Origin of the sequence: Paracoccus mutanolyticus, assembly GCF_003285265.1 — a bacterium.
GTDB lineage: Bacteria > Pseudomonadota > Alphaproteobacteria > Rhodobacterales > Rhodobacteraceae > Paracoccus > Paracoccus yeei.
The window spans coordinates 1,858,552-1,881,547 of record NZ_CP030239.1 but is presented as its reverse complement, the minus strand read 5'-3'; the positions used below and the strand labels follow the sequence as shown (position 1 = coordinate 1,881,547).

The 22,996-nt window shown below is 70.2% G+C and carries 25 protein-coding genes and 2 pseudogenes; 11 read left to right on the top strand and 16 right to left on the bottom strand.

Annotated elements, in window-relative coordinates:
• Positions 1 to 9: 9 nt before the first annotated feature.
• The 3 genes and pseudogenes from plsY to DPM13_RS10215 form a co-directional block, all read right to left on the bottom strand.
• On the bottom strand, positions 10 to 597 hold the full coding sequence (plsY, locus tag DPM13_RS23050) for a glycerol-3-phosphate 1-O-acyltransferase PlsY (RefSeq protein ID WP_223252570.1): 588 nt from the start codon (positions 595 to 597) through the stop codon (positions 10 to 12).
• 6 nt (positions 598 to 603) lie between these two features.
• Positions 604 to 1,857: pseudogene (gene pyrC / locus DPM13_RS10220) on the bottom strand (dihydroorotase); the annotation flags it as partial.
• Positions 1,854 to 2,813: an aspartate carbamoyltransferase catalytic subunit gene (locus tag DPM13_RS10215; RefSeq protein ID WP_112887962.1), complete on the bottom strand. Its 960-nt coding sequence runs from the start codon at positions 2,811 to 2,813 to the stop codon at positions 1,854 to 1,856. The pseudogene pyrC and the gene DPM13_RS10215, both read right to left, overlap by 4 nt.
• A 99-nt stretch (positions 2,814 to 2,912) precedes the next feature.
• On the opposite strand from DPM13_RS10215, the gene cobA reads away from it, so the two are divergent.
• The 4 genes from cobA to DPM13_RS10195 all read left to right on the top strand — a co-directional run bounded on the left by cobA (position 2,913) and on the right by DPM13_RS10195 (position 5,375).
• Positions 2,913 to 3,644 carry a uroporphyrinogen-III C-methyltransferase gene (gene cobA, locus DPM13_RS10210; protein ID WP_028721239.1) on the top strand — a complete coding sequence of 244 codons (732 nt, stop codon included), beginning with the start codon at positions 2,913 to 2,915 and terminating at the stop codon, positions 3,642 to 3,644.
• A gap of 81 nt (positions 3,645 to 3,725) precedes the next feature.
• Positions 3,726 to 4,226: a DUF2478 domain-containing protein gene (locus DPM13_RS10205; RefSeq protein WP_112887961.1), complete on the top strand. Its 501-nt coding sequence runs from the start codon at positions 3,726 to 3,728 to the stop codon at positions 4,224 to 4,226.
• Positions 4,223 to 4,456 (top strand): sulfurtransferase TusA family protein, encoded by a 234-nt coding sequence (locus tag DPM13_RS10200; protein ID WP_028721241.1) that lies wholly within the window; start codon positions 4,223 to 4,225, stop codon positions 4,454 to 4,456. The genes DPM13_RS10205 and DPM13_RS10200 overlap by 4 nt, the downstream gene beginning before the upstream one ends.
• Positions 4,449 to 5,375, top strand: coding sequence for an AEC family transporter (locus DPM13_RS10195; RefSeq protein ID WP_028721242.1), 927 nt, complete (start codon positions 4,449 to 4,451; stop codon positions 5,373 to 5,375). The genes DPM13_RS10200 and DPM13_RS10195 overlap by 8 nt, the downstream gene beginning before the upstream one ends.
• On the opposite strand, the gene DPM13_RS10190 is transcribed toward DPM13_RS10195, so the two are convergent.
• Together DPM13_RS10190 and DPM13_RS10185 are read right to left on the bottom strand one after the other, a co-directional pair.
• A complete protein-coding gene (locus DPM13_RS10190) occupies positions 5,372 to 5,704 on the bottom strand; it encodes a DUF2794 domain-containing protein (RefSeq protein ID WP_051578369.1) in 333 nt (110 codons plus the stop codon). The two genes, DPM13_RS10195 and DPM13_RS10190, sit on opposite strands and share 4 nt — an antisense overlap.
• A gap of 197 nt (positions 5,705 to 5,901) precedes the next feature.
• The gene (locus tag DPM13_RS10185) at positions 5,902 to 6,378 is read right to left on the bottom strand and encodes a cytochrome b (protein WP_262983103.1); all 477 of its coding nucleotides are present in this window, start codon (positions 6,376 to 6,378) and stop codon (positions 5,902 to 5,904) included.
• A 287-nt stretch (positions 6,379 to 6,665) separates the two neighbouring features.
• Between DPM13_RS10185 and DPM13_RS23045 the strand changes: the two genes are divergently transcribed.
• The 3 genes from DPM13_RS23045 (at position 6,666) to DPM13_RS23035 (ending at position 10,492) form a co-directional block, all read left to right on the top strand.
• Complete coding sequence (locus DPM13_RS23045) at positions 6,666 to 8,042, top strand: condensation domain-containing protein (RefSeq protein WP_223251940.1); 1,377 nt, start codon at positions 6,666 to 6,668, stop codon at positions 8,040 to 8,042.
• 69 nt (positions 8,043 to 8,111) lie between these two features.
• Positions 8,112 to 8,300 carry a hypothetical protein gene (locus DPM13_RS23040; protein ID WP_223251939.1) on the top strand — a complete coding sequence of 63 codons (189 nt, stop codon included), beginning with the start codon at positions 8,112 to 8,114 and terminating at the stop codon, positions 8,298 to 8,300.
• Positions 8,294 to 10,492, top strand: a complete 2,199-nt coding sequence (locus DPM13_RS23035; protein WP_223251938.1) for an amino acid adenylation domain-containing protein — start codon at positions 8,294 to 8,296, stop codon at positions 10,490 to 10,492. Before DPM13_RS23040 ends, DPM13_RS23035 begins: the two co-directional genes overlap by 7 nt.
• 120 nt (positions 10,493 to 10,612) lie before the next feature.
• Here DPM13_RS23035 and DPM13_RS10175 read toward each other — a convergent pair whose 3' ends face one another.
• Positions 10,613 to 11,464 (bottom strand): alpha/beta hydrolase, encoded by an 852-nt coding sequence (locus tag DPM13_RS10175; protein ID WP_112887959.1) that lies wholly within the window; start codon positions 11,462 to 11,464, stop codon positions 10,613 to 10,615.
• Positions 11,465 to 11,641: 177 nt separating this feature from the next.
• Here DPM13_RS10175 and DPM13_RS10170 point away from each other — a divergent pair, with 177 nt between their 5' ends.
• From DPM13_RS10170 to DPM13_RS10160, 4 genes are read left to right on the top strand one after another with little or no spacing between them, the layout of a single operon-like run.
• Positions 11,642 to 12,739 carry an ABC transporter substrate-binding protein gene (locus DPM13_RS10170; RefSeq protein WP_112887958.1) on the top strand — a complete coding sequence of 366 codons (1,098 nt, stop codon included), beginning with the start codon at positions 11,642 to 11,644 and terminating at the stop codon, positions 12,737 to 12,739.
• On the top strand, positions 12,718 to 12,963 hold the full coding sequence (locus DPM13_RS23030) for a hypothetical protein (protein WP_223251937.1): 246 nt from the start codon (positions 12,718 to 12,720) through the stop codon (positions 12,961 to 12,963). The genes DPM13_RS10170 and DPM13_RS23030 overlap by 22 nt, the downstream gene beginning before the upstream one ends.
• Positions 12,964 to 13,005: 42 nt before the next feature.
• Positions 13,006 to 13,779 (top strand): FecCD family ABC transporter permease, encoded by a 774-nt coding sequence (locus DPM13_RS10165; protein WP_223251936.1) that lies wholly within the window; start codon positions 13,006 to 13,008, stop codon positions 13,777 to 13,779.
• The gene (locus DPM13_RS10160; protein WP_112887957.1) at positions 13,776 to 14,546 is read left to right on the top strand and encodes an ABC transporter ATP-binding protein; all 771 of its coding nucleotides are present in this window, start codon (positions 13,776 to 13,778) and stop codon (positions 14,544 to 14,546) included. Before DPM13_RS10165 ends, DPM13_RS10160 begins: the two co-directional genes overlap by 4 nt.
• 11 nt (positions 14,547 to 14,557) lie before the next feature.
• On the opposite strand, the gene DPM13_RS10155 is transcribed toward DPM13_RS10160, so the two are convergent.
• The 10 genes and pseudogenes from DPM13_RS10155 to tkt form a co-directional block, all read right to left on the bottom strand.
• Complete coding sequence (locus DPM13_RS10155; protein WP_112887956.1) at positions 14,558 to 14,983, bottom strand: DUF1178 family protein; 426 nt, start codon at positions 14,981 to 14,983, stop codon at positions 14,558 to 14,560.
• A gap of 99 nt (positions 14,984 to 15,082) precedes the next feature.
• Positions 15,083 to 15,382 (bottom strand): hypothetical protein, encoded by a 300-nt coding sequence (locus tag DPM13_RS25095; RefSeq protein WP_262983102.1) that lies wholly within the window; start codon positions 15,380 to 15,382, stop codon positions 15,083 to 15,085.
• A 289-nt stretch (positions 15,383 to 15,671) separates the two neighbouring features.
• Positions 15,672 to 15,899 carry a glycosyltransferase N-terminal domain-containing protein gene (locus DPM13_RS25090; RefSeq protein WP_262983341.1) on the bottom strand — a complete coding sequence of 76 codons (228 nt, stop codon included), beginning with the start codon at positions 15,897 to 15,899 and terminating at the stop codon, positions 15,672 to 15,674.
• Positions 15,900 to 15,901: 2 nt separating this feature from the next.
• Positions 15,902 to 16,234, bottom strand: coding sequence for a glycosyltransferase N-terminal domain-containing protein (locus DPM13_RS25085; protein ID WP_262983101.1), 333 nt, complete (start codon positions 16,232 to 16,234; stop codon positions 15,902 to 15,904).
• Positions 16,235 to 16,310: 76 nt separating this feature from the next.
• The gene (gene rpe / locus DPM13_RS10145; RefSeq protein WP_028721252.1) at positions 16,311 to 17,006 is read right to left on the bottom strand and encodes a ribulose-phosphate 3-epimerase; all 696 of its coding nucleotides are present in this window, start codon (positions 17,004 to 17,006) and stop codon (positions 16,311 to 16,313) included.
• Positions 17,003 to 17,929 carry a CbbX protein gene (gene cbbX, locus DPM13_RS10140; RefSeq protein WP_080621616.1) on the bottom strand — a complete coding sequence of 309 codons (927 nt, stop codon included), beginning with the start codon at positions 17,927 to 17,929 and terminating at the stop codon, positions 17,003 to 17,005. Before cbbX ends, rpe begins: the two co-directional genes overlap by 4 nt.
• 92 nt (positions 17,930 to 18,021) lie before the next feature.
• The gene (locus DPM13_RS10135; protein WP_028721253.1) at positions 18,022 to 18,411 is read right to left on the bottom strand and encodes a ribulose bisphosphate carboxylase small subunit; all 390 of its coding nucleotides are present in this window, start codon (positions 18,409 to 18,411) and stop codon (positions 18,022 to 18,024) included.
• Between the two features lie 12 nt (positions 18,412 to 18,423).
• On the bottom strand, positions 18,424 to 19,881 hold the full coding sequence (locus DPM13_RS10130) for a form I ribulose bisphosphate carboxylase large subunit (RefSeq protein WP_397246341.1): 1,458 nt from the start codon (positions 19,879 to 19,881) through the stop codon (positions 18,424 to 18,426).
• Positions 19,882 to 19,903: 22 nt separating this feature from the next.
• Positions 19,904 to 20,988, bottom strand: a pseudogene (locus DPM13_RS10125) (ketose-bisphosphate aldolase).
• Positions 20,988 to 22,988 (bottom strand): transketolase, encoded by a 2,001-nt coding sequence (gene tkt, locus DPM13_RS10120; RefSeq protein WP_189654633.1) that lies wholly within the window; start codon positions 22,986 to 22,988, stop codon positions 20,988 to 20,990. The pseudogene DPM13_RS10125 and the gene tkt overlap by 1 nt, the downstream one beginning before the upstream one ends.
• Positions 22,989 to 22,996 lie beyond the last annotated feature (8 nt).

Genomic DNA, 22,996 nt, shown 5'->3' with positions numbered 1-22,996 from the left:
ACGGTGAATTCAGCCCTTGCGGCCGATGCGCGGCTCGGTCCCGGCCAGGATGCGGCCGATGTTGGCGTGATGGCGGATGAAGATCAGCACCGCCATGAAGCCTGTCACCACCGCCATGCGCGGACCGTCGAGCCACCAGGCAAAGGCCGGCGTCAGCGCCGCCGCCACCAGCGCCGACAGCGACGAGATGCGCCCCGCCGCCGCCGTCAGCAGCCACAGGCCGCAGGCAATCAGCCCCAGCCGCCAGTCGAGCGCGAGCACCGTCCCCAGGAAGGTCGCGACGCCCTTGCCGCCCTTGAAGCCCAGCCAGACCGGGAACAGGTGGCCCAGGAAGGCCGCCGCCCCCGCGACCAGCGCCGCGTCGGGGCCCGCCAGCCAGCGCGCCAGCAGCACCGCGATGGCGCCCTTGCCCGAATCCAGCAGCAGCGTCGCCAGGGCCGCGGGCATGTTGCCGGTGCGCAGCACATTGGTCGCGCCGATATTGCCCGAGCCGATCTGGCGCAGGTCGCCCAGTCCCAGCGCCCGGGTGATGACGATGCCGAAGGGGATCGAGCCCAGCAGGATCCCAGCAGGCGGGCGATCAGGGTCATGCGGCATTCCGTTGACAGGGCGGCCGGCCACCCAGGTTCCCAGCACCCGGCCCTGCATCCGCGCGCCGTCAAAGGGGGTGTTCTTGGATTTCGACAAAAGCGCGAAGCGGTCCAGCACGAAGGGCGCGTCGGGATCGAACAGGACCAAGTCGGCGGGCGCCCCCGGGACCAGCCGCCCGGCCTCCAGACCCAGCCGCCTGGCCGGGTTCAGCGCCAGCGCCCGCCACAGCTGCGGCAGGCTCAGCCCGCCCGCATGGTAAAGCCGCATCGCGGCCGGCAGCAGGGTCTGCAACCCGACCGCGCCGGGCGCCGCCTCGGCAAAGGGCAGGCGCTTGCTTTCCTCGTCCTGCGGGGTGTGGAAGCTGGCGATCACGTCGATGGTGCCGTCGGCCACCGCCTCGACCATGGCCTGACGGTCATCCTCGGACCGCAGGGGGGGCGTGAAGCGGAAGAAGGTGCGATAGCCGCCGACATCCAACTCGTTCAGCGTCAGGTGGTGGATCGAGGTCCCCGCAGTCACGTCGAGCCCCGCCTGCCGCGCGCGGCGCAGCGCCGGCAGGCTGGCCGCGATGGTGATCTGGTCGGCATGATAGCGCGCGCCCGTCATCGCCACCAGCGACAGGTCGCGGTCCAGCCCCATCACCTCGGCCATCGGCGACACAGCCGGCAGGCCGTAAAGCGAGGCGAACTTTCCGCTTGTCGCCGCCGCCCCCCTGGACAGGCCCGGTTCCTGCGGGTGGCCGACGATCAGCGCGCCCAGCCCCCGGGCATAGGTCATGCAGCGCGACAGCAGCCGGGTGTCCGACACGACCCGGACCCCATCGGTAAAGGCGACCGCGCCTGCATCCTGCAGGAACGACATCTCGACCATCTCGCGGCCCTCGCGCGCCTTGGTCAGGGCCGCCATGTGGCGGATGTTGACCAGGGCATCCGCGGCCCGCCGGGTCGCGAATTCCAGCGATTCCGGCGCGTCGATCGGCGGCTGCGTGTCGGGCCGCGCGACGATCGTGGTCACGCCCCCCGCCGCCGCCGCAAGGCCGGCGCTGCGAAAGCTTTCCTTGTGCCGCTCGCCCGGCTCGCCGATCTTGACGCCCCAGTCGACGATGCCGGGGGCAAGGCAGCGGTCCCCGCAATCGACCAGTTCGGCCCCCTCGGGGGCGTCGCCGCCCACCGCCTCGATGCGGCCGTCGCGGATGGTCAGGGTCGACGGCTCGACCGCCTGGGCCTCGGGGTCGACCAGGCGCGCGTTCTGGAAGTGCAGGATCATGCCATCATCTCCGAAGCCTTGGCGCCGCGTTCCGCGCGCAGGTTCCGCGCCAGCAGGTCCATCGCGGCCATGCGCACGGCGACGCCCATCTCGACCTGGTCCTGGATCACGGAACGGTTGATGTCGTCGGCGATGGTGCCGTCGATCTCGACGCCCCGGTTCATCGGGCCCGGGTGCATGACGATGGCGTCGGGCGCGGCCAGCGCCAACTTCTCGGCATCCAGCCCCCAGCGGTGGTAATATTCCCGCTCGGACGGGATGAAGCCGCCGTCCATCCGTTCCTTTTGCAGCCGCAGCATCATCACCACGTCGGCGCCCTTCAGACCCTCGCGCATGTCCTCATAGACCTCGCAGCCCCAGTCGGCCGCGCCCGCGGGCATCAGCGTCGCGGGACCGACCAGGCGCAGCCGGTTCTCCATCTTGCCCAGCAGGAACAGGTTCGAGCGCGCGACCCGGCTATGCGCGATGTCGCCGCAGATGGCGATGGTCAGACGGTGCAGCCGGCCCTTGGCCCGGCGGATGGTCAGCCCGTCCAGCAGCGCCTGGGTCGGATGTTCATGCCGCCCGTCGCCCGCGTTCAGCACGGCGCAGTTCACCTTCTGCGCCAGCAGGTCCACCGCGCCCGATTGCGGGTGGCGCACCACCAGCAGGTCGGGATGCATGGCGTTCAGCGTCAGCGCGGTGTCGATCAGCGTCTCGCCCTTCTTCACGCTCGACTGGGCCACCGACATGTTCATCACATCCGCCCCCAGCCGCTTGCCGGCCAGTTCGAAACTGGCCTGGGTGCGGGTCGAGTTCTCGAAGAACATGTTGATCTGGGTCATGCCCTCCAGCGCATCGGAATGCTTCACCGTGCGGCGGTTCAGGTCGACTAGCTTTCGGACCAGGTCAAGAAGCGTTGTGATTTCAGCCGGGGCCAAAGGCTCGATCCCCAACAGATGGCGCGCTCGGAACATGGATACCCCCGGCTCTCGGTCGCGCCCTCTATCGCAAATGGGGACGGACCCGGCAAGCAGCCCCTTGCCATGAAACCGATTTTGCCGCATCGCGGAAAGATGACCGAACAAGGCCGCGTCAGCTTCGTCTCCTCCGGGCCGGGTGACCCCGAGCTTCTGACCTTGCGCGCGTTGCGCCTGCTGCAGGGCTGCGACGTGGTGCTTTACGACGACCTCGCCTCGGGGCCGGTGCTGGACCAGGCGGGACCGCAGGCGGAACGCATCCCGGTGGGCAAGCGCGCCGGCCGTCCCTCGGCCAAGCAGGAAACGGTGAATGCCCTGCTGGTCGAGCATGCCAGCGCCGGCAAACATGTGGTGCGGCTGAAATCGGGCGATTCCGGCGTCTTCGGCCGGCTCGAGGAGGAACTGGCCGCGCTGCGCGCCGCCGCCATTCCCTACGAGATCGTGCCCGGCGTTCCTTCGGCCATGGCGGCGGCGGCGGTCGCGGGCCTGCCGCTGACCCGGCGCCTGACGGCGCGGCGGCTGCAATTCGTGACCGGCGCCGACGTGACCGGGGGCCTGCCGCAGGACCAGAACTGGGCGGCGCTGGCCGATCCGCGCGCCACCACGGTCGTCTTCATGGGCCAGCGCACATTTCCCGGCATGGCCCGGTCGCTGATCGAAAACGGCCTGCCCGCCGACACCCCGGCCCTGCTGGCCGAGGCCGTGGGCCACCCCCACCAGCGGCTGGTCCGCACCACGGTATCGGGCCTTGCCGCGCTGCTCGCGGCCGAGGGGCCCAGCCCCCATCCCGCGCTGATCTTCTACGGACCTCTGGCCGACAGCCCCTGAAGGGCTTTCACCGTTTCCAAATACCCACGTTGCGCCCGCCGCCGCCGGGACTATTCTGGCCGCCTTGGGAAAGGAACCGCGATGCTTGGCTTTGTCACCATCCCCGACGCCGGCGGCGCCGACCGGCTGCTCGCCGAAACCGCCGCCCTGCTGGAACGCGAGGGGCTGCGGCTGGCCGGCGCGGTCCAGCAGAACCTGGATCGGGGCGAAGGGCAGGACTGCGACATGGACCTGCGCATCCTCGGCGACGGGTCCGTCATCCGCATCTCGCAGAACCTCGGCACCTGCGCCGAAGGCTGCCGGCTGGACACGGGTGCGCTGGCCCAGGCCGTGGCACGGGCCGAGGCGGCGCTGGCGCGCGGTGCCGATCTCGTCATCGTCAACAAGTTCGGCAAGCAGGAATGTTTCGGTCGCGGCTTTCGCGACGTCATCGCCCAGGCGCTGGCCCAGGGCGTGCCGGTCCTGCTGTCGGTCCCGGCCGAGCAACTGCCCGGCTTTCACGCCTTCGCGGGCGAGATGGCGCAGCCGGTCGCGCCCGGGGCCGCGCTCGACTGGTGCCGGGCGCGGGTCGCATTGGCATGAGCCTGCAGATCGACGCCCGCGGGCTTCTGTGTCCCCTGCCGGTCCTGCGCCTGCGCAAGCGCCTTCTGGGCCAGCCGCCCGGAACCCGCGTCACCCTGCTTGCGACCGACCGTGCGGCGCTGGTCGACGTGCCGCATTTCTGCGCCGAATCCGGCCATGTCCTGATCTCGGTCCGCGAGACCGCCCCGGGTCAGACCGAATACACCGTCGAACGCGGACCCGATGCTTGACATCTTTCTGCGCACGCTGCCCTTCTTCCTGATCATCGGCACCGGCTGGCTGGCCGGCCACACCCGGTTCTTTCCGCAGGAAGCGACCGCGTGGCTGACGAAATTCGTCTTCTACTTCGCACTGTCGGCGATGCTGTTCCGCTTTGCCGCCGGGCTCGACGTGCGGCGACTGTTCGACGCGCCCTTCTTCATGGCCTATCTGACCGGCACGCTGGCGCTGTGGCTGCTGGCGATGGCGGTCGCGCGCTGGCGCCGCCTGCCCCTGGCCGAGGCGGCGATGGAATCGCACAGCGCCGTCACCGGCAACACCGGCTTTCTGGGCGTGCCCATGCTGGTCGTGCTGCTGGGACAGGCGGCCATCGGCCCGGTGATGATGGTGCTGGCCATCGACCTGGTGATCTTTTCGGCGCTGCTGACGCTGCTGGTCACGGCCGCGCGGCACGGGCGGGGGCTGGCCTCGGCGCTGGTGCCGCTGGTCCGTGGCGTCGTCGCGAACCCGATGATCGTCTCCATGGTGGCCGGGCTCGGCTGGGCCTGGCTGCGGCTGCCGATGCCCCGCCCGGCGGACGAATTCCTGTCGCTACTGGGCGCCGCCGCGACACCCGGGGCGCTGTTCGCCATCGGCGCCAGCCTGGCAGGCCGCCGGGCCGAGCGGCTGGCCCCGGCGCTGTGGATCAGCCTGGCCAAGCTGGTGCTGCATCCCCTGGCGGTGGGCACCGCGGCGCTTGCCATCTTTGACGTGCAGCCCTTTGCTGCGGGCGTGATGATCGCCGCAGCCAGCCTGCCGGTCGCGGGCAACGTCTATATTCTTGCCCAGCACTTTGGCGTCGCGGCGCATCGGGTGTCGACCGCGATCCTGGTATCGACGGCGGCCAGCATCCTGACCCTGCCCTTCGTCATCCACTGGGTGGGCGGCTAGTCGACCGGCCGGATCAGCTTGCGCTCCAGCACGCGCAGCACCTGCCCCAGGTCGTGCCCGCGCTTGAGCACGCGCCCATCCATCCCGATCACCGCATATTGCCCCTGCGCCGCACGCAGCCGGGGCCGCTTCTCGATGCGGTAAAGCGGGTTCTCGGCAGCCCGGCGAAAGACGGAAAACACCGCCACCTCGCGCAGGAACGACAGGCCATAGTCGCGCCATTCCCCCGCCGCGACCATCCGGCCGTAAAGCGACAGGATCACGCCAAGCTCGGCCCGGTCAAAGGCGACCCGCTCCTGATCCGCATTGAAGCCGAAGGGCATGTTCATGACCGGATCGTGACACCTGCCGGCCGCCGGATCAATCGAAAAGGCCGCCGGGGCCTTTCGCCCCACCTGAGGCGTTGCCCTTGCGGCGTCGCGGCGATCGGGTATTTGAAAAACGGTGAAGACCAGGCGCAGCGCCCCGGCTTTCACCGTTTTTCAAATACCCATGCGACATTTGCCGCAAGCGCCGCGCTGCCGTTTCAGGCGCGGCGCCGGCCAGCCATCCGCGCCAGCGTGCCATCGCGCCACATGCTTTCGTGCAGGCCCACCATGATGACATGGCCCGCGATCAGCGCCAGCATGATCCAGGCGAGTTCGCCATGCAGGGCGTCGCCGATGCTCACGGCCCAGCCGATCTCGGGCATCTGGGCGGGAAAGACCTGAAACCCGAAGGGCGCAAAGACCCGCTCGGAGCCCCAGGCGCGCAGCAGGGCGGCAGTCGGCACGATCAGCATCGCCAGATACAGCGCCAGGTGCCCGGCGGTGGCCGCCCGTCCCAGCAATCCGGCGCCGTGGTCGGGCCGGTTGCGCCGGTTCGAAAGCGCCCAGCCGATGCGCGCCAGGATCAGCAGGAACAGGACCGTGCCCACCTTCTGGTGCGATCCGACGAAGAAACTGACCACGGGCGTGCGGCCAAGGATCAGCCGCAGCCCCATGCCCAGGAACTGCCAGGCCATCAGCGCCGCGATGGACCAGTGCAAAACCCTTGTGACGCGCCCATATACTGCTTGGGTGTCGCGAAGCGGGAGCGTGGCATCGGCAGAGGTCTTGGGCATCCTGGGTCCTGGATATGCGGCCGGATCGGTCCGGGCGGTGGGGGATGAAAAGTTGACTATTTTTCATGCCAAGACTATGGCCCCAATCCTGACGGGGCAAGATAGGCCTGTCGCGGTAACAAGAATATGGCCGTCCGCCCATGACTCAGCAGTCTTCGCCGTCCTCTCCCCTTCACGGTGACGAGCCGATGCCCCTGTGCCCCGTCACGCCCGACTCGCCGCCCTTGTCCGAGGCGCAGGAGGGATTGTGGTACGCCCAGGCGCTGGACCCAGCGAACCCGATCCTGAACACCGGGCAATACCTGGAACTGCTGGGCCCCTTGGATCGCGACGCGATGGCGGCGGCGGTGGCACGCACCATCGCCGAAAGCCCGGCCCTGTCGCTGCGCTTTGCCGATCCCGGGAACGGGCCGCGCCAGGCGGGCGGGCTGCCGCCGATGCTGGGCTTCGCCGACCTCACCGTCCAGCCCGAGCCAGAGGCGCAAGCCCTGGCCCAGATGCGCGCCGACAGCCGTCGCCCGCTGCAGCTGGACCGGGACCCGGCGGCGGCCTTCACGCTGTTCGTCATCGCGCCCGACCGACATTTCCTTTACGAACGCATCCACCACTTGGCCATCGACGGCTATGGCATGGTGCTGGTCACGAACCGCATCGCCGAACATTACGCCGCGCTGACTGGGCAAGGGCCGGCGCCCGCGCCCTTCGGCCCCCTGTCGCTTGCGGCCGAGGAAGACGCGGCCTATCGCCAGTCCCCTCGCCGCGCGGTGGATCGCGACTGGTGGCACCGCGCGCTTGCGGACCTGCCCGAGGCCGCGGGCCCGGCCCCCGGCCGCGCGGTCAGCGGCCACGATTTCCTGCGCGACAGCCGCACCCTGCCCCAGTCCCTGCTGGCCCGCCTGTCCGCCCAGGCCCAGGCTTGCGGGCTGGGCTGGCCGGACATGCTGAACGCCCTGGCCGGCGCCTATCTGGCACGCTGGACCGGGGGCGAGGCGGTGATCGGCCTGCCCTTCATGGCGCGGATGGGGCGCAAGATCGCCCAAGTGCCCTGCATGGCGATGAACGTCCTGCCCCATCGCCTGCAGATCGACGAGGATGCCGCGCTGCCCGAATGGCTGGCCCATCAGTCGCGGCGCATGGCCCAAGGCCGGCGCCACGGGCTTTACCGCAGCGAGCTTTTGCGCCGCGAACTGGGTCTGGTCGGCGGGACGCGGCGGCTTTACGGGCCCATCGTGAACGTGCAGCCCTTTGACAGGGCACCGGAGTTTCCAGGACTGTCGGTGCGGCTGCACATCCTGGGCGCGGGCGCGGTCGACGACCTGACCCTGACCTTCCGCGGCGATCCCCAAGGGATGGTCTTCGAGGTCGACGCCAATCCCGCCCTTTACACCCGGACCGAGGTGCAGGGCCATGGCGACCGGCTGGTGGCCTTCCTGACCGCCGCGCTGGAGGCTGAGTCCCTGGCCGAGGTCCCGACCGCCAGCCCCGCCGAGATCGCCGAGGCGCAGGCCCGCGCCAGGCCACGAACCCGATCAGGAACCGGCTTCGGACGCAATTCGGGCATCTGATTGCCCGCGCCGCGAACCGTTTCCTCGGTAAGGCCGACCGCGAGGCGCTTTGCCGATCTGCGCCACCGCGTGAGCTCGGTCTTCCTGGTGCTGCCGCCGAACCGGCTCGACGCCTACAGCCGTGGTGCGTCGGCCGGTCTGCCGATCGCGCTGCTGGCCTGCCTGCGGGCGGGAGCGGCCTATCTGCCGCTGGACCCGGCGCACCCGCCCCAGCGCATCGCCCGCATCCGGACCAGGCCCAGCCGGTCGCCGTGCTGACGACCCCCGACCTGGCGCCGCTGTTCGCGCCGGATGCGCCCTTGCTGTGTCCCGCCGACTGGCCCCGGGACGGCGAGCCCGAGGGAGAGCCCGCGCCGGGTGATCTGGCCTATGTGATCTTCACCTCGGGCTCGACCGGGGAACCCAAGGGCGTCGCCATCGACCATCGCGCCATCGTCAACCGCCTGCTGTGGATGCAGGCGCATTACGGCATCGATGCCAGCGACCGCATCCTGCAAAAGACGCCGGCGACCTTCGACGTCTCGGTCTGGGAGTTCTTCCTGCCGATGATCGCCGGGGCCGAGCTGGTCATGGCGCCCCCCGGCGCGCATCGCGACCCTGCCGCCATCGCCCGGCTGATCCGCGACCATGCGATCACCACCTGCCATTTTGTGCCCTCGATGCTGTCGGCCTTTCTGGCCTCGCCCGCCTCCGAGGGGCTGGCGATGCGGCGCGTCTTCTGTTCGGGCGAGGAGCTGACGGCGGATCAGCGCGACCGCTTCCACGACCGCATCCGGGCCGAGCTGCACAACCTCTACGGCCCGACCGAGGCCGCCGTCGATGTCAGCTACTGGCCCGCCGACGCGCAGGACCGCAGCAACCCGGTCCCTATCGGCTGGCCGGTGTGGAACACCGCGCTTTCGGTGCTGGACGACCGGATGCGGCCGGTGCCGCCGGGGCTGGCGGGCAACCTGTACCTGGGCGGCGTGCAGCTGGCGCGCGGCTATCTGGGCCGGGACGACCTGACGGCCGAGCGTTTCGTCCAGGGTCCGGGGGGAAGGCTCTACGCCACCGGCGACCTGGCGCGGCTGCGGCCCGACGGGGCGGTGATCTACCTTGGCCGCTCGGACCACCAGGTCAAGATCCGGGGCCTGCGCATCGAGCTGGGCGAGATCGAGGCCGCGATCATGGCCACCGGCCTGGCGCGCGAGGCCGTGGTGATCGCGCGCGAGGATCACGCCGGCGACAAGCGGCTGGTGGCCTATGTCGTGCCCGCGGCGGGCGCGGCCTGGCGTCCCGGCCTGCTGGCCGAGCGGCTGGCGGCCAGCCTGCCCGCCTATATGCTGCCCGCGGCCGAGATCACGCTGGAGGCGCTGCCCGTCACCGCAAACGGCAAGCTGGACCGCAAGGCCCTGCCCGCGCCCGAGTTCCTGGCCTTGGGCCGGGCCGCGCAAACCGCGACCGAGCGGCTGCTGGCCGGGCTTTTCGCGCGTATCCTGCACCTGCCCGAACCCGCTCCGGCCGAGGCCGACTTCTTTGCCCTGGGCGGCGATTCCCTGTCCGCCGTCCGCCTCGCGCAAGAGATCGAGGCCGCGACCGGCCGCGACCCGGGCCTTGGCACCATCTTCGAACATCCCGTGCTGGCCCATCTGGCCGTGGCGCTGGACGGGGGTCGGGCGGGGGACGACGGGCTCGGCCCCCTGATCCTGCTGGCCGATGGCGACACGGCGCGCGCGCCCCTGTTCCTGATCCATCCGGCGGGCGGGCTTGCCTGGGGCTATCGCGGCCTGGCGCGCCGGATCGCGGCCGGCCGCCGGGTCTGGGGGTTGCAGCACCCGGGCCTTGACCCCGCGCGTCCGATGCCCGCCAGCCTGTCGGCGCTGGCGCAGGACTACGCCGCCCGCATCGCGGGCCAGGTTCCCGCCGGTCCGGTTCATCTGGCCGGCTGGTCGGTCGGCGGCATCCTGGCGCAGGAAATCGCCGCGATCCTGGCCGAGGGGGGGCGCCCGCCGGGCGTCGTCGCCCTGCTGGACAGCTATCCAGCCGAGGTCTGGCGCGACGAGCCCGAGCCCGACCCGGTGACGGCCCTGCGCGCGCTGCTGGCGATCGCGGGCCACGACCCCGACGCCCACCCCGAGCTGGACACGCGCGACGCCGTCATGGCCTTCCTGCGGGCCGGGGATACCGCGCTGGGGGCCTTGCCGCCGCCGGTGCTGGACGGGGTGGTGCGGTCGGTCATCGACACGAACCGGCTGATCCGGCAGCATCGCCACCGCCCCTATCCCGGCACGGTCACGCATTACCGCGCCGCCCGCGACCATGCCGAACGCGGGCTGACCCCGACCTTGTGGCAACCCCATGTCGCGGCGCTCGAGGTGGTGGACCTGCCCTTCCTGCATGCCCAGATGACCTCGCCCGAGGCGGTGGCGCTGATCGCCCCCGACCTGATCCGCCGGCTGGAGCAGGGCTGACCCGCCCGGCCCCGGCCTCCGGGACGACAAGCGCTTGGAGAGGAACGGCCGCCCCAGGCGACCGCCCCGCCCCCTTTCGTCACGGCGGATCAGGGGTGGCGCGTGCCCGTTGCGACCCGGTCAATCCGCCAGCGCGAAGGGCAGCGCCAGCGGAAATGACCCGGCCAGCGTCTGGATATGGACATGGCCCTCCAGCACATGGACCTGCGCCTTGTGCCCGGGATGGGCGGCCAGATCGCGGATGAAATCCATCGTCGCGGGGGCCGGCCCGTCCGGCGGCGGCCCCTCGCTCCCCGAGCGTTTTTCCCGGTCCCCCAGCGCCACCAGCAGCGGCAGCGAGGCAGGGGCGGCGGCCTGCGCGATGCGGCGGATCAGCCCCTCGTCCCACCAGATCGAGGGGCTGATCGCGGCATAGCGCGCAAAGCTGCCCGGTCGGGCCAGCAGCGCGTAAAGCGTGAAAAGCCCGCCGAAGCTGTGGCCCCACAGGGTCCGGCGCGCGGGGTCGACGGGCAGGCCCGCCTCCGCCGCCGCCCGGATCGGCCCGGTCAGGCGGTCGTGAAAGATCGCCGCCCCGCCGGCCGTGCGCCCGGGATGCACTGGGTCGGGGCGCAGCCCATCGCCCGGCCCGTCGGGCGCGGTGAAATCCAGCGTGCGGCGGTCGCGCGCGAATTGCCGGTCGGTGTCATAGCCGACGCCGACCACCACTAGTCCCGGCGCCAGCGCCAGATGCTCGGGCGTCAGGAAATCGAAGGCCGCGTTGCCGTCCAGCATGTAAAGCACCGGCCAGCCCCGTTCGGGCGCGGGCCCGCGCGGCACGGCCAGGAACAGGCGATGGCCCGGCCCTTCATGCGGCAGGGCGATCTGCGACAACGCATGGCTGGGCGCGCCGGTCTGGAACAGGCGCAGCCCGGCTTCGGCCCGGGCGTGGTCGGGTCCGACGCGGCCATGCGCAGCGGAACTGGCTGAGGTCATTGCGATCCGTCCTTAGTTGACACACCCGGTCAGGAATATAGGTTGCGCCCAGACCGAAGCCAGCCCCGATCCGCGCGCGCGCCGCGCGGCCCGAGGCAAGCGATCCACGCCCCGCCCCCGCCCCGTCCCGGACGCGCCGCAAGACGCGGGCAGGCCGGCCAGACCGATGAGTGACCGATGAGCCTTGCCCGCCTGTTCCTTGCCGCCCTGGCGCTGATCGCCGCCTTGGCACCCGCGCGCGCCGAGGTCAGCGCCACCGACATCCTGGGCCGCACCGTCACCCTGCCCGAACCCGCCCATCGCATCGTTTTGGGCGAGGGACGGCACCTGTCGGTCCTGGGCCTGATCCACGACGACCCGGTCGCGCTGGTCGCGGGCTGGCGGCTGGACAAGCCTTTGGACCCGCCCACGATGGCTGCCTATCGCGCGAAATTCCCGGCGGTCGACCGGATCGCCTCGGTCGGCGCGGGCAACCGCGACCTGTCGGTCGAGGCGATCATCGCGCTGGACCCCGACCTGGTGGTGCTGAGCCTGATGGACGAAAAGAACCAGGGCATGGCGGTCGCGCGCCAGCAGCTCGAGGCGGCCGGGATCGCGGTCGCCTATGTCGATTTGTTCTCGCATCCCCTGGAGAATTCGATACCCAGCCTGCGATTTCTGGCCACCATGACCGGGGCCGAGGCGCGAGCGCGCGGAATCGCCACCTTCTACGAATCGCGGCTGAACCGTATCCGCGACCGGCTGGCCGACCCGGCCATCGCTCGGCCGCGCGTCTTCGTCCATGTCCATGCCGCGCCCACGGGCTGCTGCTCCACCGTGGGACCGGGGGTGTTTCACGACTTCGTGACCACGGCGGGCGGGCAGAACATCGGGGCCGAGACGGTCAAGGGCGTCCTGGGCACCGTCAGCCTGGAATACCTGATCGGCGCCGATCCCGATGTCTATGTCGCGACCGGGGGCACGCACATGGCCTCGCGCGGGGGGCTGGTGCTGGGCTCGGGCGTCGATGCCCAGACAGCGCAGGACTCGTTCGACAGCCTGATCGGCGCGCCCGGCTTTGCCTCGCTGCGCGCGGTGACGCAGGGGCGCGCGGCGGGGGTCTGGCACCTGTTCAACGATTCGCCCGTCCATATCGCGCTGATCGAATACCTGGCCCGGACCTTCCACCCGGACCTTTTCGCCGACATCGACCCCGCCGCAACCCTGGCCGAGATCGAGACGCGCTTTTCCCCGGTCCAAGTGCCGGGGACCTGGTGGGTGACGCCCGCGCCATGACCATGCAGGCCAACCATGCGGCGCTGGACCGCTATCACCGCCAGGGGCGGCGGCATGCGATGCTGGTGGGGGTGCTGGCCCTGGCCGCGCTGGCCGCGCTGCTGCTGGACCTGGTGACGGGCCCGGCGGGGCTGGCGCTGTCGGACACGCTGCGCGCGCTGGCCGGGGCCGAGGTGTCGCGCGGCACGCAGGGCTGCTGGGACGTGCGCCTGCCGGCGCGGTGATGGCCTGCTGATCGGGGCCGCCCTGGCGCGGCTGGGGCCGAGATGCAGAACCGGGCTGGAAACCCGCTGGCCGAGCCCTTCACGCTGGGCGTTTCCTCGGCCGCCGCGCTCGGGGCGGCGGTGGCGATCATCCTGGGCCTGACCATCCCCGGCCTGCCCGGAGTCTGGAGCGTGTCGGCCAATGCCTTCCTGTTCGCCGTGGGGGCCTTGCTGCTGCTGCAGCTTCTGGGCCGCATCCGGGGCGGCGGGCCCGAGGTGCTGGTCCTGTTCGGCGTCGCGCTGAACTTTACCGCCGGCGCGCTGCTGTCGCTGGTCCAGTTCGTGGCCTCGGCCGACGCGCTGCAGCAGCTGGTGTTCTGGTCGATGGGCAGCCTGGCCTCGGCCCAGTGGCCCGGCGTCGCCATGATCGGGGTGATCCTGCTGGCCGCCGCGCCGTTTTCCTTTGGCGCCGCCTGGAAGCTGACCGCGCTGCGCCTGGGCGAGGATCAGGCCCGCAGCTTCGGCGTCGACGTGACCCGTCTGCGGCGCTGGACGCTTCTTCGGGTCAGCCTGCTGTCGGCGGCGGCGGTCTCGATGGTGGGCGTCATCGGCTTCGTCGGCTTGGCGGGCCCCCATATCGCGCGGATGCTGGTGGGCGAAAACCACCGCGTCTTTCTGCCCGCCAGCCTGCTGACCGGGGCGCTGGTCATGTCGCTGGCCTCGACGCTGTCGAAAACCGTGGTGCCGGGCGTCCTGCTGCCGGTCGGGCTTGTCACCTCGCTGATCGGCCTGCCGATCTTCTTTGCGCTGATCCTGCGCGGGCGGCGGCGCGGATGAGCCTGCTGGTCCGCGACATCTCGGTCCGCTTCGGCCCGCGCCGGGTCCTCGATGGCCTGACCCTGCCCGAGATGCGGGCGGGCGAACTGACCGTGCTGGCCGGTCCCAACGCCGCCGGGAAGTCGACCCTGCTGCGCGCCATCGCCCAGCTGGTCCCGCATCGCGGCAGCACGATGCTGGACGGCCGGGACCTGGCGCGCCTGCCCGCCGTCGAACGCGCGCGGCTCTTGGGCTTCATGCCGCAAAGCCTGCCCTCGGGGTCGTCGCTGGTGGCGCTGGAGACGGTCATCGCCGCCTTGCGCGCGGGCAAGGCGCTGCCCGCCCGGCAGGCCGACCAGGCGGCAATGGCGGTGATGGAGAAACTGGGCATCGGCGCGCTGGCGCTGGAGCCGCTGGACGCGCTGTCGGGCGGGCAGCGCCAGATGGTCAGCCTGGCCCAGGCCATCGTGCGCGACCCGCGCGTGCTGCTGCTGGACGAGCCGACCAGCGCGCTGGACCTGGCGCGGCAGGTGCGCCTGCTGTCGGAACTGCGCCGGCTGGCGGCCGAGGAGCGGGTGGTGGTCGCGGTGCTGCACGACCTGGCCTTGGCCGCGCAATGGGCAGACCGGATCGTCCTGATCCACGGTGGCCACGTCCGCGCCCACGGCGCCCCTGCCGAGGTTCTGACCCCCGCCCTGCTGGCCGAGGTCTACGGCGTCGAGGCGCGGGTCGAGTTCTGTTCGCGCGGGCGGCTGATGGTGCTGATCGACGGCGAACACGCGCCCTGAAGGCGGGACGCCTAGTTCGCGCGCTCACGCGTGCGGAACGGCAGCGGCGCGACGGGGATGCCGTCCTCGATCAGCTTGCGGGCCTCCTCGGGCTTGGCCTCGCCGTGGATCGCGCGCTCGGGCGCCAGCCCCTCGTGCATGGCGCGGGCCTCGGCGGCAAAGGACATGCCCACATAGTCCGAGTTCTCCTCGACATGGCGGCGCAGGCGCTCCAGCGCCGCCTCGCGCGGGTCGCGGGGCGTGCGCAGGTCGGGCTTCGGCCGGTCGTCCCGGGGCGCAGCCACCCGGGGCGCCATCAGGGCCTTGTCCACCACGACCGATCCGCAATGCGTACAGGCGACCTGTCCCGCCTTCCGCAGGATCTCGAAACCCTCGGAGTCCCGGAACCATCCATCGAAGTCGTGGCCCTTGTCGCAGCGCAGGTCATAGCGGATCATCGTCGTTCCTTTCCTCCTCCAGATATCTGGATCGGAGGGGGCTTATACAAGGCCGGCCCTAGACAAGGCCAGTCCGCGCAAGGTCCAGGATCCGCGCGATCAGCGGCGCCGGATCCCCCGCGCGCGCCAGCAGCAACGCGCGGGCGGCCCGGCCCATGCGGCGCTGCGCTCGCCGTCCTGCGCCAGTTCGGCCAGCGCCGCGCCCAGGTCCTGCGCGGTCACGGCCAGCGCCCCCCCGGCGGCCGCCAGGTCGGCATAGTCGCGGGCGTGGTTCGCGACATGCGGGCCGTGCAGGACGGCGCAGCGCCAGGCGGCGGGCTCCCACGGCGTATGGCCGCCGTGATCGACCAGCGAGCCGCAGGTGACGCAGATCCCCGCCGCCCGGTACCAGTCCGCCATCTCGCCCAGGCTGTCGGCCAGCAGGACCGGGGCATCAAGCCCCCGCCCTGGCTGCGCCGGGCAAAACCCAGGCCGCGCGCCGCGATCAGCGCGGCCACCGCGTCGCCCCGCCGGGGGTGGCGCGGCGCCAGGATCAGGCGCAGGTCGGGAACGGCGCGCCGGGCCTGGGCATAGGCATCCAGGACGATCTCGTCCTCGCCCTCATGGGTCGAGGCCGCCAGCACCACCCGCGCCCGGCCGGGCCCGTCCTCGGGCGGACGGACCTGGGCGGGCCCCAGCAGCTTCAGGTTCAGCCGCGTCCCCAGCGACAGCGCCGGCAGGCCCAGCCGCAGCAGCCGCGCCTCGCTGCCCTCGTCCTGGGCGGAAAGCAGGTCGATGCCCGCAGCATGGGCCCGACGCTGCGGCAGCCGGCCCATCGCTGGGCCGAGCGTTCCGAAATCCGCGCGCCCACCACGACCTGCGCCACGCCCAGGTCGCGCGCCATGGCCGAGCGGTTGGGCCAAAGCTCGTTCTCCACCGTCACCAGGACCGAGGGTTCGATCCGTGCCAGGAAGCGTTCGACCGCCTGCGGCACTCCAGATGCGCCAGCACCGCCACATGGCCCAGCTTGCGCGCCAGCGCCCGCCCGGTCAGGCTGTTGGTGGTGACGGTCAGCGGCAGCTCGGCGCCCAGCGCCTCGGCCAGCACCCGGGCCGAGTTCAACTCGCCCACACTGGCCGCATGCAGCCAGATCCCGCCGGGCACGACGTCCGGCCCGGTCAGCGCCAGCCGCTCGCGCCAGTCCGCGCCGGAAAAGGGCGCGGCCAGCCGCAGCGCCGTTCCCGCCAGCGCGGTCGTCGCATGCCAGATCATCGCCTTGTCCCGGTTGCCGCCAGCGCCCGTCCCTCCCCGAAGTCCGGGCCCAGCCTAGACGGCGCCCGGGACGGGATCAACGGCGGGTTGCAGCCTCGGCGGCCTCGCGGATGGCGCGGATGTTCTCGCCGTAAGGGGCGCTGTTCGACACCGAGCCGCCCTTGAACACGGCCGAGCCCGCGACCAGGACGTCCGCGCCCGCCTCGGCCACCAGCGGCGCGGTGGTCGGGTCGACGCCGCCGTCGATCTCGATGTGCACGGGACGGTCGCCGATCAGGGCGCGCAGGGCACGGACCTTCTCGACCTGGCTGCGGATGAACTTCTGCCCGCCGAAGCCGGGGTTCACCGTCATCACGCAGATCAGGTCCAGGTCGTCGATCAGCCCGCTCGCGGCCTCGGCGGGCGTGCCCGGGTTCAGCGCCAGCCCCGCCTTGGCCCCGGCGCCCCGGATCGCCTGCAGGGTGCGGTGGATATGGGGCCCCGCCTCAAGATGGGCGGTGATGACATCCGCCCCCGATTCCGCGAAGGCGTCGATATAGCGGTCCACCGGCGCGATCATCAGGTGCACGTCCATCACGCCGCGGATATGGGGCCGGATCGCCTTGCAGGTCTGCGGGCCGAAGGTGATGTTCGGCACAAAATGCCCGTCCATCACGTCGACATGGACCCAGTCGGCGCCCTGATCCTCGACTGCGCGGATTTCCTGCCCGAAATTCGCGAAATCGGCGGACAGGATCGAGGGCGCGATCTTGATCTTGCGGTCGAACGTCATGGCTGATCCTTCCTGCGGCTGCCGTCGATGTCCAAGCCCCCCTGAAAGACGCGGCTGGCCCGGATGTCGGCCCCGGTTATCGTGGAAAGCGTTTTGGCGTCAACGGGGCCGTCGCCGGAAAACAGCCGGTTCGCCTGGCGCAGCCGCGCCCGGTCCAGCGCATTGCGGATGGACCGGGCATTGGCGAAATGCGGCTGCTCGCGGCGCAGGCGGATATACTCCTCCATCGCGGCGCGTCCCTCGGCGTCAAAGGCGTAACCCTGCCCCTCCAGCATCGCGCCGGAAATCCGGCCCAGTTCGTCGTCGGAATAATCGGGAAACTCGATGTGATGGGCGATGCGCGACCGGAACCCCGGATTGGCGGAAAAGAACCGATCCATGCGGTCGGCATAGCCCGCCATGATGACCACCAGGTCGTCGCGGTTGTTCTCCATCACCTGCAACAGGATCTCGATGGCCTCCTGGCCGTAGTCGCGCTCATTGTCGGGCTTGTAAAGGTAATAGGCCTCGTCGATGAACAGGACGCCCCCCATCGCCTTCTTCAGCACCTCCTTGGTCTTGGGTGCGGTGTGGCCGATGTACTGTCCGACCAGGTCGTCGCGCGTCACGCTGACCAGATGCCCCTTGCGCACATAGCCAAGGCGATGCAGCAGCCCGGCCATCTTCAGCGCCACGGTGGTCTTGCCGGTGCCGGGATTGCCGGTGAAGCTCATGTGCAGCGTCGGCACCTCATGGGCCAGGCCCAGTTGACGCCGCGCCCGGTCCACCAGCAGCAGCGCGGCGGTCTCGCGGATGCGCTCCTTGACCGGAGCCAGGCCGATCAGTTCGCGATCCAGCTCGTCCAGGATCTCGCGCACGCCCGAGGTCTCGTATTCGGCCTTCAGATCGACCGTCGCCAGCGTCTCACCAACATCGCCATCCATCGGGCTTTCTCCGTTTTCCAAATACCCCGCAGGGGGTCCGGGGGACGCGAAGTCCCCCGGCTTCCGCCGGGCGCCGGCCCGGCCATCAGGCGTCAGCCGACCATCTCGTGCGTATAGCGGATATGCCGGCCATCGGCCTCCATCCGCCAGGTCCTGAAGGACGGCTCGGACTTCGGACGGTTGACGATAAAGGACATCATCACCGTCTCCCATCCCCGTGTGCTGTCGAAGGCGTTGATGCGGATATAGGCGTCGCCATGCGCCTTGCGGCACTCGTCCAGCTCCATCATCACGCCCTTGGCGTCCTTCAGGTCGAACATCGGGTTGCCCCACATCTCCCAATAGGTGTTGCGGGGGTGGGGCTCGTCGGTGAACTCGATGCCGACGGCCCAGTCCTTCGACAGGATGTATTCCACCTGGTCGCGGATCTGGTTGTCGTCCAGGTCGGGCAGAAAGGAAAAGCAGCCCTGGGTGATACGCATGTTCTCTCTCCCTTAGTAGCTGACGGACTCGGTCGGAACGAAGTCCGAGGTGTCGGTCGAGGTGTAGTTGAAGGTGATGTTGCCCCAGGTATCCAGCGCGGCCTCCAGCGGCTTGCACCATTTGGCGGCCTTGCGCAGGACCTCGGGACCTTCGTTGGCAATGTCCACGCCCTCGTTGCGGGCCAGTACCATCGCCTCCAGCGCGACGCGGTTGGCGGTGGCGCCGGCCTGGATGCCCATCGGATGGCCGATGGTGCCGCCGCCGAACTGCAAGACCACGTCGTCACCGAACAGGTCGATCAGCTGGTGCATCTGCCCGGCATGGATGCCGCCCGAGGCGACCGGCATCACCTTCTTCAGGTTGCCCCAGTCCTGTTCAAAGAAGATGCCGCGCGGCAGGTCGACCTCGTTGTGAATCTCGCGGCAGACGTTGTAGAACCCCTGCACGGTCATCGGATCGCCCTCCAGCTTGCCGACGGCGGTGCCGCAGTGCAGGTGGTCGACTCCCGCCATGCGCAGCCACTTGGCGATCACGCGGAAACTGATGCCGTGGTTCTTTTGCCGGGTATAGGTGCCGTGGCCGGCGCGGTGCATGTGCAGGATCATGTCGTTCTGCCGGCACCAGTTGGAAATCGACTGGATCGCGGTCCAGCCCACGATCAGGTCCACCATGACGATGACCGAGCCCAGCTCCTTGGCGAATTGCGCGCGGCGATACATCTCCTCCATCGTGCCGGCGGTGATGTTCAGGTAATGGCCCTTGACCTCGCCGGTCGCGGCGGTCGCCTTGTTCACCGCCTCCATGCAGTACAGGAACCGGTCGCGCCAGTGCATGAAGGGCTGCGAGTTGATGTTCTCGTCGTCCTTCATGAAGTCGAGCCCGCCCTTCAGCCCCTCATAGACCACGCGGCCATAGTTCTTACCCGAAAGCCCCAGCTTGGGCTTGGTGGTGGCGCCCAGCAGCGGGCGGCCGAACTTGTCCAGGCGCTCGCGCTCGACGACGATGCCGGTCGGCGGGCCGGCGAAGGTCTTCATGTAGGCCACCGGAAAGCGCATGTCCTCGAGCCGCGCGGCCTTCAGCGGCTTGAAGCTGAAGACGTTGCCGATGATCGACGCCGTGACGTTGGCGATGGAGCCTTCCTCGAACAGGATCAGGTCATAGGCGACATAGCAGAAATACTGCCCCGGCGTGCCCGGAACGGGTTCGACCTTGTAGGCCTTGGCGCGGTACTGGTCGCAGGCCGTCAGCCGATCGGTCCAGACCACCGTCCAGGTCGCGGTCGAGCTTTCTCCGGCGACGGCAGCAGCGGCCTCGATGGGGTCCACGCCCTCCTGCGGCGTGATGCGAAACAGCGCCAGCACATCGGTGTCCTTGGGCTGGTAGTCGCCGTCCCAATAGCCCATCTGCGCGTATTTCAGCACGCCCGCCGCATAACGCTTCTTGGCGTCGGTGATCTGGGTCTTGCTCATCTCGTTCATCGGACTTCCTCCCTTAGGCGGCGCGGGCGCCGGTGATGGCCGGGTCAAGCGCCCCCGACGCGTAGCGTTTGGCCATCTCGTCCATCGCGATGACCCTGATCTTGCCGGCCTGCCCCGCGGTGCCGAAGCGTTCGAAGCGGTCGCGGCACAGCGCCGTCAGCTCCTTCATGGCGGGGATCATGAACTTGCGCGGATCGAATTCGTCGGGCCTCTCCTGCGCGACCTTGCGGAAATGCCCGGTCATCGCCATGCGGCAGTCGGTGTCGATGTTGACCTTGCGCACGCCCATGCGGATGCCGCGCTCGATCTCCTCCACCGGGACGCCATAGGTCTGGGGCATCTCGCCGCCCGAGGCGTTGATCAGGTCCTGCAGGTGCTGGGGCACGCTCGACGATCCGTGCATCACCAGATGCGTGCCCGGCAGGCGGTCGTGGATCGCCGCGATCACATGCATGGCCAGGATCTCGCCATCGGGCTTGCGGGTGAACTTGTAGGCCCCGTGCGAGGTGCCGCAGGCGATCGCCAGCGCGTCGCAGCGGTGCGCTTGACGAAACCACCGCCTGATCCGGGTCGGTCAAAAGCTGGCTGTGGTCCAGCTTGCCCTCGGCGCCCGATCCGTCCTCGGCCGCGGCCTCGCCGGTTTCCAGCGACCCCAGCACGCCGAGTTCCCCCTCGACGCGGCGCCGACGCATGGGCCGCCTCGGCCACCTTGGCCATGACCGCTGGTTATAAGTGGTTTTCACATACTGGCCGTTTTGGCCTCGTGCAGCTGAACTGTCCACGTCACGGAATGAAGGTCATAGCTGAAGTTCGTCGCCAGGTTGTTGGCATCGCGCTGTACCAGCGGCGCCTGGCAGCTGATATTCCAAGATGTTGTGGTCTCATGGCCAAGCGCGTTCTTCGTACTGATCCGGAAGAGGTGCCGCCGGCATAGGACCGCGCGCCGCGGCTGGCCTGCAGGATCACCGGCGCGTCGACCTCGGCCGCGGCCTTCAGGATCGCAAGCCCCTGCTCCATGTTGTTGATGTTGAAGGCGGGCACGCCATAGCCCTGCTCGGCTGCGTGGTCCAGAAGCTGTCTCAGCGTGATCAGTGCCATCATTTCCCTCCCTGGATAAGCTGGCCGGCCAGTTCGGCGGCGCGTTCCGCCGTGATGCCGAAATGGCGGTAAAGCGCGGGGGCCGGGGCGGATGCGCCGAATCCCGCCATGCCGACGAAACCGTCGCCGGGACGCAGCATCAGCCCGTCCCAGCCCTGCCGGATCAGCGCCTCGATGCCGATGCGTGGCGCGCGGCCCAGGACGCGCTCGCGCTCGGCCTCGGGCCTTGCGGCGAAAAGCTCGAAACAGGGGGCTGACACCACCGCCGCGCGCACCCCCTGGCCCGCCAGCAGGTCGGCGGCGGCCAGCGCGATCTCGACCTCGGACCCGGTGGCGATCAGCGTCACGTCGCGCGCGCCTTGCGGCTCGCGCAGCACATAGGCGCCCTGCCGGGTCAGGTTCGCGGCCACATCGTCCCTGACGGTCGGCAGGTTCTGCCGCGACAGGCACAGGACCGAGGGCGTGGCGCGTTCCGTCAGCGCGATTTCCCAGGCCTCGGCGGTTTCCACCGCGTCGGCGGGGCGGAACACCAGCAGGTTCGGGATCGCGCGCAGCGCCGCCACCTGCTCGACCGGCTGGTGGGTGGGGCCGTCCTCGCCCAGGCCGATGCTGTCATGGGTCATGACATGGACGACCGGCACCCCCATCAGCGCGCCCAGCCGGATCGCCGGGCGGGAATAGTCGGAAAACGCCAGGAAAGTCCCGCCATAGGGGATCAGCCCACCATGCAGCGCGATGCCGTTCATGATCGCGGCCATGCCATGTTCGCGGATGCCGTAATGGACATAGCGCCCGCTGCGGTCGTCGGGCGTGACCGAGACCATGCCTTTTGTCCGCGTCAGGTTCGACCCGGTCAGGTCGGCGCTGCCGCCCACGGTGTTGGGCAGCGCGTCGTTGACCACCTCCAGCGCCATTTCCGACGCCTTGCGGGTCGCGACCTTGGGGCGGGTTTCGGTCAGGCCCCGGCAATAGTCGCCGATCCTGGCGCGCAGCCGGGCTGCGTCGGGCGCGGCCAGCGTGGCGGCAAACCCGGCTTCGTGAGGGGAAGCGGCCAGCCGGTCCAGCCATGCCGACCGCGCCTTCGCTCCGCGCGCGGCCACCGCGCGCCAGGAGTCGATGATCTGCGGCGGAAGGACAAAGGGCTCATGCGCCCAGCCGAAACCCTTGCGGGCGGCGGCGATCTCCTCGGCGCCCAGCGGCGCGCCATGCACGTCGTGGCTGCCCTGCTTGCCGGGCGCGCCAAAGCCGATCACGGTCTTGCAGGCGATCATCGACGGGCGGTCGTCGGCGCGTGCGGCCTCGATGGCCGTGGCGACGGCCTCGCGGTCGTGGCCGTCCACCGCCTGCACATGCCAGCCCGAGGCCGCGAACCGCGCCTTCTGGTCGGTGGCGGTCGCCAGGTCGGTGTGGCCGTCGATGGTGATGCCGTTGTCGTCCCACAGCACGATCAGCCGGCCCAGCCGCTGGTGGCCGGCAAAGTCGATGGCCTCGTGGCTGATGCCCTCCATCAGGCAGCCGTCGCCGCAGATGACATAGGTCCAGTGATCGACCAGGGCGTCGCCGAAGCGTGCGTTCATCATCCGCTCGGCCAGGGCCATGCCGACGGCGGTGGTGATGCCCTGGCCCAGCGGGCCGGTGGTGACCTCGATGCCCTTGGCGTGGCCGTATTCGGGGTGGCCGGCGGTGCGGGCGCCCAGCTGGCGGAAACGCTTCAGCTGGTCCATGTCCATGTCGTCGTAACCCAGCATGTGGTGGATGGCATAGACCAGCATCGAGCCATGCCCCGCCGACATCACGAAGCGGTCGCGGTCGGGCCATGCGGCATCGGCCGGGTCGATGGTCATGAAGCGGTTGAACAGCACCGCCGCCACATCGGCCATGCCCATCGGCGCGCCGGGATGGCCGGATTTCGCGGCCTCGACCGCGTCCATCGCCAGCACCCGGATGGCGGTGGCCATCGCGGCCTCGGCGTCGGTGTCGATACGCAGCATCTGGTTCATGGCGTCTC

Bases quoted from the DNA above. Each gene is read 5' to 3' on its own strand.
- DPM13_RS25085 (WP_262983101.1), bottom strand. From the start codon at position 16,234: ATGATCTGGCATGCGACGACCGCGCTGGCGGGAACGGCGCTGCGGCTG.
- DPM13_RS10190 (WP_051578369.1), bottom strand. From the start codon at position 5,704: ATGAACATGCCCTTCGGCTTCAATGCGGATCAGGAGCGGGTCGCCTTT.
- tkt (WP_189654633.1), bottom strand. From the start codon at position 22,988: ATGAACCAGATGCTGCGTATCGACACCGACGCCGAGGCCGCGATGGCC.
- DPM13_RS10130 (WP_397246341.1), bottom strand. From the start codon at position 19,881: ATGAGCAAGACCCAGATCACCGACGCCAAGAAGCGTTATGCGGCGGGC.
- DPM13_RS10205 (WP_112887961.1), top strand. From the start codon at position 3,726: ATGCTTGGCTTTGTCACCATCCCCGACGCCGGCGGCGCCGACCGGCTG.
- rpe (WP_028721252.1), bottom strand. From the start codon at position 17,006: ATGACGTTCGACCGCAAGATCAAGATCGCGCCCTCGATCCTGTCCGCC.
- DPM13_RS10200 (WP_028721241.1), top strand. From the start codon at position 4,223: ATGAGCCTGCAGATCGACGCCCGCGGGCTTCTGTGTCCCCTGCCGGTC.
- DPM13_RS10170 (WP_112887958.1), top strand. From the start codon at position 11,642: ATGAGCCTTGCCCGCCTGTTCCTTGCCGCCCTGGCGCTGATCGCCGCC.
- DPM13_RS10195 (WP_028721242.1), top strand. From the start codon at position 4,449: ATGCTTGACATCTTTCTGCGCACGCTGCCCTTCTTCCTGATCATCGGC.
- DPM13_RS10175 (WP_112887959.1), bottom strand. From the start codon at position 11,464: ATGACCTCAGCCAGTTCCGCTGCGCATGGCCGCGTCGGACCCGACCAC.
- DPM13_RS10185 (WP_262983103.1), bottom strand. From the start codon at position 6,378: ATGGCCTGGCAGTTCCTGGGCATGGGGCTGCGGCTGATCCTTGGCCGC.
- DPM13_RS10215 (WP_112887962.1), bottom strand. From the start codon at position 2,813: ATGTTCCGAGCGCGCCATCTGTTGGGGATCGAGCCTTTGGCCCCGGCT.
- DPM13_RS25095 (WP_262983102.1), bottom strand. From the start codon at position 15,382: ATGGCGGACTGGTACCGGGCGGCGGGGATCTGCGTCACCTGCGGCTCG.
- plsY (WP_223252570.1), bottom strand. From the start codon at position 597: ATGCCGCATGACCCTGATCGCCCGCCTGCTGGGATCCTGCTGGGCTCG.
- DPM13_RS23045 (WP_223251940.1), top strand. From the start codon at position 6,666: ATGCCCCTGTGCCCCGTCACGCCCGACTCGCCGCCCTTGTCCGAGGCG.
- DPM13_RS10155 (WP_112887956.1), bottom strand. From the start codon at position 14,983: ATGATCCGCTATGACCTGCGCTGCGACAAGGGCCACGACTTCGATGGA.
- DPM13_RS10135 (WP_028721253.1), bottom strand. From the start codon at position 18,411: ATGCGTATCACCCAGGGCTGCTTTTCCTTTCTGCCCGACCTGGACGAC.
- cbbX (WP_080621616.1), bottom strand. From the start codon at position 17,929: ATGGATGGCGATGTTGGTGAGACGCTGGCGACGGTCGATCTGAAGGCC.
- DPM13_RS10160 (WP_112887957.1), top strand. From the start codon at position 13,776: ATGAGCCTGCTGGTCCGCGACATCTCGGTCCGCTTCGGCCCGCGCCGG.
- cobA (WP_028721239.1), top strand. From the start codon at position 2,913: ATGACCGAACAAGGCCGCGTCAGCTTCGTCTCCTCCGGGCCGGGTGAC.
- DPM13_RS10165 (WP_223251936.1), top strand. From the start codon at position 13,006: ATGCAGAACCGGGCTGGAAACCCGCTGGCCGAGCCCTTCACGCTGGGC.